This window comes from Natronincola peptidivorans (genome assembly GCF_900111615.1).
Lineage (GTDB): Bacteria > Bacillota > Clostridia > Peptostreptococcales > Natronincolaceae > Natronincola_A > Natronincola_A peptidivorans.
Genome location: NZ_FOHU01000024.1, coordinates 25,684 through 31,824 on the forward strand (window position 1 = coordinate 25,684; position 6,141 = coordinate 31,824).

Genomic DNA, 6,141 nt, shown 5'->3' on the forward strand with positions numbered 1-6,141 from the left:
AAAAAGGGGATGAAAGTCATGAGGTTTTTTAAAACCATAAGAGAAGATATTGATGCTATATTTGAAAGAGATCCTGCTGCTAAGAATATTGTTGAAGTATTATTGTGCTACCCTGGACTACATGCTATCATTATTCATCGTATTTCTCATGGTCTTTATAAAAGAAACTGGGTTATATTACCAAGACTTATTTCGAATTTTGCTAGATTTATTACAGGTATTGAAATTCACCCTGGGGCAAAAATAGGAAAAAAGGTTTTTATTGATCATGGTACTGGCGTAGTGATTGGAGAGACAGCGGAGGTGGGGGATAATGTTACAATCTATCAAGGAGCAACCTTGGGAGGAACAGGAAAGGATAAAGGGAAAAGACATCCTACCATAGGAAACAATGTTGTTATTTCCTGTGGCGCAAAAGTGTTAGGTCCTTTTAAAGTAGGCGATAATTCTAAGATCGGTTCTGGTTCAGTAGTGCTAAAGGAAGTGCCACCTGATTGCACTGTGGTTGGTGTACCAGGACAGATTGTAATTAAGAATAATAAAAAAGTAAAATCTATCCATAAAAATGAAATTGATTTAGAACATGGAACTTTGCCAGATCCTATTGCAGAGGAACTAAATTGCTTGCAAAGACGCATCATAGAATTGGAAAAGAAAATGTCAGAATTAGAAAGGAGACCTAATGATGAAGCTGTATAACACATTAACTAGAAGAAAAGAAGAATTTATTCCTATTACATCTGGGGAGATTAAATTGTACGCATGCGGCCCAACGGTATATAATTATTTTCATATAGGTAATGCAAGAACCTTTATGGTCTTTGATGCTATGAGAAGGTATTTTCAATATAGAGGTTACAAAGTAATCTTTGTACAGAATTTTACCGATATAGATGATAAAATCATTAATAAGGCAAAGGAAGAGAACTTAACCTCTCAAGAGGTCAGTGAAAAATACATTCAAGAATACTTTAAGGATGCAGAAAGCTTGGGGATAAAGAGGGCGGATATTCATCCAAAGGTAACGGAAAACATTAAAGAAATCATTGACTTTATTGCAGAACTAATTAACAAGGGCTTTGCATACGAGGTAGCTGGGGATGTGTATTTTGATGTATCAAAATACCCTGACTATGGAAAGCTATCAAAACAAAGTCTAAAAGATTTACACACGGGGGTTCGAGTAGAGGTAAATCAACAGAAAAAGAGTCCTCTAGATTTTGTTCTTTGGAAGGCAGCAAAGCCAGAGGAACCCAGCTGGGAAAGCCCTTGGGGATTAGGCCGTCCAGGCTGGCATATAGAATGCTCTGCCATGGCCCAAAAGTATTTGGGAGAGACTATTGATATTCATGGGGGTGGGGGAGACTTAGTATTTCCCCACCATGAAAATGAGATTGCTCAAAGTGAAGCCTGCTCAGGAAAACCTTTTGCAAACTATTGGCTTCATGTAGGCTACTTGAATGTAGATAATAAAAAAATGTCTAAATCTCTTAATAACTTCTTTACTCCTAGAGAGATAGCTGAAGAGTTTGATTTAGAGAGTTTAAGATTTTTTATGCTTTCTGCTCATTATGGAAACCCTGTAAATTTTAGTAGAGAACAATTAGAGGCAGCTAATAGTGCTTTAGAGCGACTTTATAATGCAAAAAATAATCTACTACATTTGCTAGAAAACACTGAAGAAAAAGCTCCTCAAGAGAAGGAAAGTAAAGTATTAGAAGGTATTCTGCAGTATAGGGAAAAATTCATAGAGGTAATGGATGATGACTTTAATACCGCTGATGGCATTGCAGTAATTTTTGATTTGGTAAGGGACATCAATACCAACATTTCTTTGACTTCGGCTAAATCTATCATACAAGCTGCCCTTGATCTATTGAATGAATTGACTGGAGTATTAGGACTTCTTAATAAGGATAAAGAAGCTTTAGACCAGGAGATAGAAGATCTTATTCAACAAAGGCAGCAGGCTAGAAAAGATAAAAACTATCAGTTAGCTGATGAAATAAGAGATAAGCTGAAAAATATGGATATTATTCTTGAAGATACACCACAAGGGGTAAAATGGAGAAGAGGATAAAAAGTAGCCAATAAAGCTGTTTTGTCTTAATTATAGAAGTGTAGGGAGAAGGAACAAATGAAAGAATGGATGATTGAGTTAAGCAATAAAGGCATAGTTAAAACAGAAAAGGAAGTAAAAATGATGGCCCCGTTGACTTTAGCCTATATGGGGGATGCTGTTTATGAAGCATTTATTCGAGATTATTTAATCCATCGAAGCAACTTAGCGGTGGGGGAGCTTCACAAAATGGCAATAAGCTATGTAAAGGCCAAAGCCCAAGCAGCTATAGTCCATCAACTGGAGAAACAGTTAACGGAAGAGGAGTGGGGGATCGTAAAGAAGGGACGAAACCAAAAATCTCCTTCTCCTCCCAAAAACGCAGATTTGATTGACTACAAATATGCCACTGGCTTTGAAACACTATTGGGTTATTTGTTTTACACAGGTAGAGTGCAGCGACTGATGGATATCATGGAAAAATCTGTAGAGATTATTAACAACAATAATCCTTAAAAGAGGGGGAATCTTTATGGAAAAAAGAGGACAAGCAATGTTGATTTTAGCCTTCCTCTTGATGGGTCTTTTGATCGTAAAATCCTTGTGGCTTGACCCTGTGGGAGCCTTAGATGAAGAGAGAGAAAAATATAAAGCCTATGCCCTAACAGTGGCGCCTATACAAAATACAAGTTTATTAGAAAAAGGGAACCTCCTAACCTATAGAGTGATGTTTGTTGTGAAGGAAAAGGAAGAAGGTATCACTGAAGTTATATACGAAGGCCAACAATCAAAGGAGTGGGACTCAGAAATTTTAGAGGGTCAATATCGCGCTAAAGTAAGGGCTTATTTGCTGTATGTTATACCGGTAAAAGATCTACGTATACAAGGGGGAATAGAAGGATGGAAGCAACATTAAAATTGAAACTATTAGCTTATACACCTAATGCTGATGCAGTGGTGGCAAAGGGAGGAAAACTTTGTTATTATCCAGGAGGTATTGAAGCCTTAGAGGAGGGTCTAACGGAGGAGAAAATAGGCAGGTTTGTTTCAATGCTGGCAGAAATGCAACACGAGTCTCCATTAGAACATGCAGTTTTTACCTTTGGCATTGAAGGTGTTTCTAGAAGCTTAACCCATCAATTAGTTCGTCATAGACTAGCCAGCTACTCTCAAAAGAGTCAGCGTTATGTTCGAGAAGGCAGCTTTGAATATGTTATTCCTCAGGATATAAAAAATAATTACAAAGCAAAAAAAATATTTATCGAAGCCATGGAGAATGCACAAACTGCCTATGACAATATGACTGAAGAACTACTAGTAGAAAAAATCAAAGCATTTTATGCATGTAAAAATGAAAGAATAGCAGGTGAGGAAGAATCAATAGAAGAAGTATTAAAGAGAAGCAATAAAGAAATTATCCAACACTGTAGGATACATTTCAGAAAAGAATGCAGCTCTTTAGAAAAACTAGCTATTGAAAATGCAAGGGCTGTCTTGCCGAATGCCTGTGAAACAAAAATTATTGTTACAATGAATGCTAGGATATTGTTACACTTTTTTGAAAAACGTTGCTGCAATCGCGCACAGGAGGAAATTAGAAACCTAGGGATTGAAATGTTGAAACTTGTAAAAACTGTTGCGCCAAATATTTTTAAATATGCTGGTCCAGCCTGTACCTATGAAAGCTGTCCTGAGGGGAACATGACCTGTGGAGAAATGAAAGAGGTACGAGAAAGGTTCAAAAGCATGTAATTTGTATATAAGAGGTGAAATAAAAAGTGTCAAAGGATAAAATTGAAGGAAGAAACCCTGTCATGGAGGCGTTAAAATCAGAAAGAGAAATTGATAAAATTCTTGTTGCCAAGGGGGCAAAGGAAGGTTCAATCAATAAAATAACTGGCATGGCAAAGGATAAAGGAATCGTTGTGCAACATGTGGAAAGACAAAAGCTTAATGAAATAGCTGAGTCTAATAATCATCAAGGTGTAATAGCTCTAGTTGCAGCTTATAAATATAGTGAATTAGAGGATATCCTAGAAATTCCCAAAAAGAAGGGAGAAGCACCTTTTCTATTGATATTGGATGAGATTATGGATCCTCACAATCTTGGATCTATTATGAGGACGGCAGATGCAGTAGGCGTCCATGGTATCATTATTCCGAAGCGACGTTCTGTTGGCCTTACTGCTACAGTAGCCAAGACATCAGCTGGAGCTATTGAATATGTACCTGTTGCAAAAGTTTCAAATATAGCTCAAACAATTGAAAAATTAAAAGAACAAGGAGTTTGGATAGCTGGTGCAGACATGGGTGGTGAAAGTGATTACTTTGATGCCGACTTAAAGGGAGCTATGGGACTGGTGATTGGCAGTGAAGGGAAAGGTATATCAAGACTTGTGAAAGAAAAATGTGATTATTTAGTAAAAATTCCCATGGTAGGAAAGGTAGCATCTTTAAATGCTTCTGTAGCAGCAGCTACATTGATGTACGAAATATTTAGACAAAGAAACAATAGTAGTGGAAAGCTGCAAAAATAGCTTGTCATCAGGACGGGGGAAATCCTTTGAAGGAATATTTAGTAATAGACGGATACAATGTAATCAACGGGTGGCCAGAGTTAAAAAAAGCAGCAGAAGAAAATTTGGAAGAGGCTAGAATTCTACTGGTAGAGATGATGGCAGAATATCAAAGCTATAAAGGCCTGCGGGTCATCGTAGTTTTTGATGCTCACTTAGTAAAAGCCAGTATGGAGAAGCGGGATACCATAAAAGGTGTTGAAGTTGTTTATACCAAGGAAAAAGAAACTGCCGATAGCTTTATTGAAAAATTTATTCTGCATTTGCCCAAAAGAGATCGTGCTTCAGTAGTCACTAATGATTGGACAGAGCAACAAATGATCATGGGAAGCGGAGCTGCTAGAATGCCTGTTAGAGAATTAATCATTGATTATGACAAAATCAAAAAGAATATTCGAAGAAAAACAGAGGTTTTACAGCAACAAAAAGATTTTTTATCGAATCGAATCGATCCATTGGTTTTAGAAAAGCTTGAAAAACTCAGACGCAGGTCATGAAATTCCTTGACTTAACATAATGTAGTAGGGTATAATAAGAGCAAAGTTCTGAGACCCTACAAAAGAGTGTGGAGGCGATGTGTGTGAGCGTTGTGGTGGCTAAAAAAGAAGAAATAATAGAAGAACAAGAACTATTGGATGAAACCATAGTTGAAGCCGCAAAGGATGGAGAGATAGAAGCTTTAGAATTGCTAATAAAAAAATACAAAAATTTTGTACGTTCTAAAGCAAGATCTTATTTTTTAATTGGTGCAGACCGTGAGGACATTATTCAAGAAGGCATGATTGGACTGTATAAGGCTATTCGAGATTACAAACCGGACAAGCTGTCTTCCTTTAAAGCATTTGCCGAGCTATGTATAACAAGACAGATTATTACTGCTATCAAAACTGCTACGAGACAAAAACACATACCATTAAATTCCTATGTATCTTTAAACAAACCAATCTATGACGAGGAATCTGACAGAACATTATTAGATGTTATTTCCGGTCACAAGATAACAGATCCTGAGGAATTAATTATTTGCAAAGAAGAATTGGTTCATATTGAAGGTAAGATAGGAGAAATTCTAAGTGATTTAGAATGTAAAGTTTTAATGCTTTATCTCCAGGGTAGATCATACCAAGAAATTGCATATGACTTGAATCGTCATGTCAAGTCCATTGATAATGCCCTGCAAAGAGTAAAAAGGAAATTAGAAAGATATTTAGAAGTAAGATATACATAATAGTTTTTTCTATTAAGGAATAGATACCTTGTTGACAAGGCTATTATCAAATAGTAAAATGGTTATCGGGTAGCTTTTAATTGATTGCTACCTGATAAAAACGACCATCAAATAAGGACATAAATCCATAGGAAAATCAGTAGAAACACTAGGCATAGTGTACATACTACTGTTACAACTTAATTAAAAACAAGGAGGAGAAGAAAATGGCAAAAGCAAAATTTGAAAGAAATAAGCCCCATGTAAACATCGGGACAATAGGACATGTTGACCATGGG

At 36.5% G+C, this 6,141-nt stretch carries 8 protein-coding genes; all 8 read left to right on the forward strand.

Annotated features, from left to right (window positions below; all coding sequences use genetic code 11):
- The first annotated feature begins 18 nt into the window (after window positions 1-18).
- Window positions 19-699, forward strand: coding sequence for a serine O-acetyltransferase (gene cysE, locus BMX10_RS16060; protein WP_090446540.1), 681 nt, complete (start codon window positions 19-21; stop codon window positions 697-699).
- Complete coding sequence (gene cysS, locus BMX10_RS16065) at window positions 686-2,080, forward strand: cysteine--tRNA ligase (RefSeq protein WP_090446543.1); 1,395 nt, start codon at window positions 686-688, stop codon at window positions 2,078-2,080. The genes cysE and cysS overlap by 14 nt, the downstream gene beginning before the upstream one ends.
- 57 nt (window positions 2,081-2,137) lie before the next feature.
- A complete protein-coding gene (locus BMX10_RS16070) occupies window positions 2,138-2,575 on the forward strand; it encodes a Mini-ribonuclease 3 (RefSeq protein WP_090446545.1) in 438 nt (145 codons plus the stop codon).
- Between the two features lie 16 nt (window positions 2,576-2,591).
- Window positions 2,592-2,975 carry a hypothetical protein gene (locus BMX10_RS16075; protein WP_090446548.1) on the forward strand — a complete coding sequence of 128 codons (384 nt, stop codon included), beginning with the start codon at window positions 2,592-2,594 and terminating at the stop codon, window positions 2,973-2,975.
- Complete coding sequence (gene thyX, locus BMX10_RS16080) at window positions 2,960-3,811, forward strand: FAD-dependent thymidylate synthase (RefSeq protein WP_090446550.1); 852 nt, start codon at window positions 2,960-2,962, stop codon at window positions 3,809-3,811. Before BMX10_RS16075 ends, thyX begins: the two co-directional genes overlap by 16 nt.
- 26 nt (window positions 3,812-3,837) lie before the next feature.
- Entirely contained in the window at window positions 3,838-4,596 is a 759-nt protein-coding gene (gene rlmB / locus BMX10_RS16085; RefSeq protein WP_090446552.1) for a 23S rRNA (guanosine(2251)-2'-O)-methyltransferase RlmB, read from the forward strand.
- 26 nt (window positions 4,597-4,622) lie between these two features.
- Complete coding sequence (locus BMX10_RS16090) at window positions 4,623-5,132, forward strand: NYN domain-containing protein (RefSeq protein WP_090446553.1); 510 nt, start codon at window positions 4,623-4,625, stop codon at window positions 5,130-5,132.
- Between the two features lie 77 nt (window positions 5,133-5,209).
- On the forward strand, window positions 5,210-5,863 hold the full coding sequence (sigH, locus tag BMX10_RS16095; RefSeq protein ID WP_090446555.1) for an RNA polymerase sporulation sigma factor SigH: 654 nt from the start codon (window positions 5,210-5,212) through the stop codon (window positions 5,861-5,863).
- The last annotated feature ends 278 nt before the right edge of the window (window positions 5,864-6,141 follow it).

Coding starts and splice junctions, on each gene's coding strand:
- cysE (WP_090446540.1), top strand. CDS start 19: ATGAGGTTTTTTAAAACCATAAGAGAAGATATTGATGCTATATTTGAA.
- cysS (WP_090446543.1), top strand. CDS start 686: ATGAAGCTGTATAACACATTAACTAGAAGAAAAGAAGAATTTATTCCT.
- BMX10_RS16070 (WP_090446545.1), top strand. CDS start 2,138: ATGAAAGAATGGATGATTGAGTTAAGCAATAAAGGCATAGTTAAAACA.
- BMX10_RS16075 (WP_090446548.1), top strand. CDS start 2,592: ATGGAAAAAAGAGGACAAGCAATGTTGATTTTAGCCTTCCTCTTGATG.
- thyX (WP_090446550.1), top strand. CDS start 2,960: ATGGAAGCAACATTAAAATTGAAACTATTAGCTTATACACCTAATGCT.
- sigH (WP_090446555.1), top strand. CDS start 5,210: ATGTGTGTGAGCGTTGTGGTGGCTAAAAAAGAAGAAATAATAGAAGAA.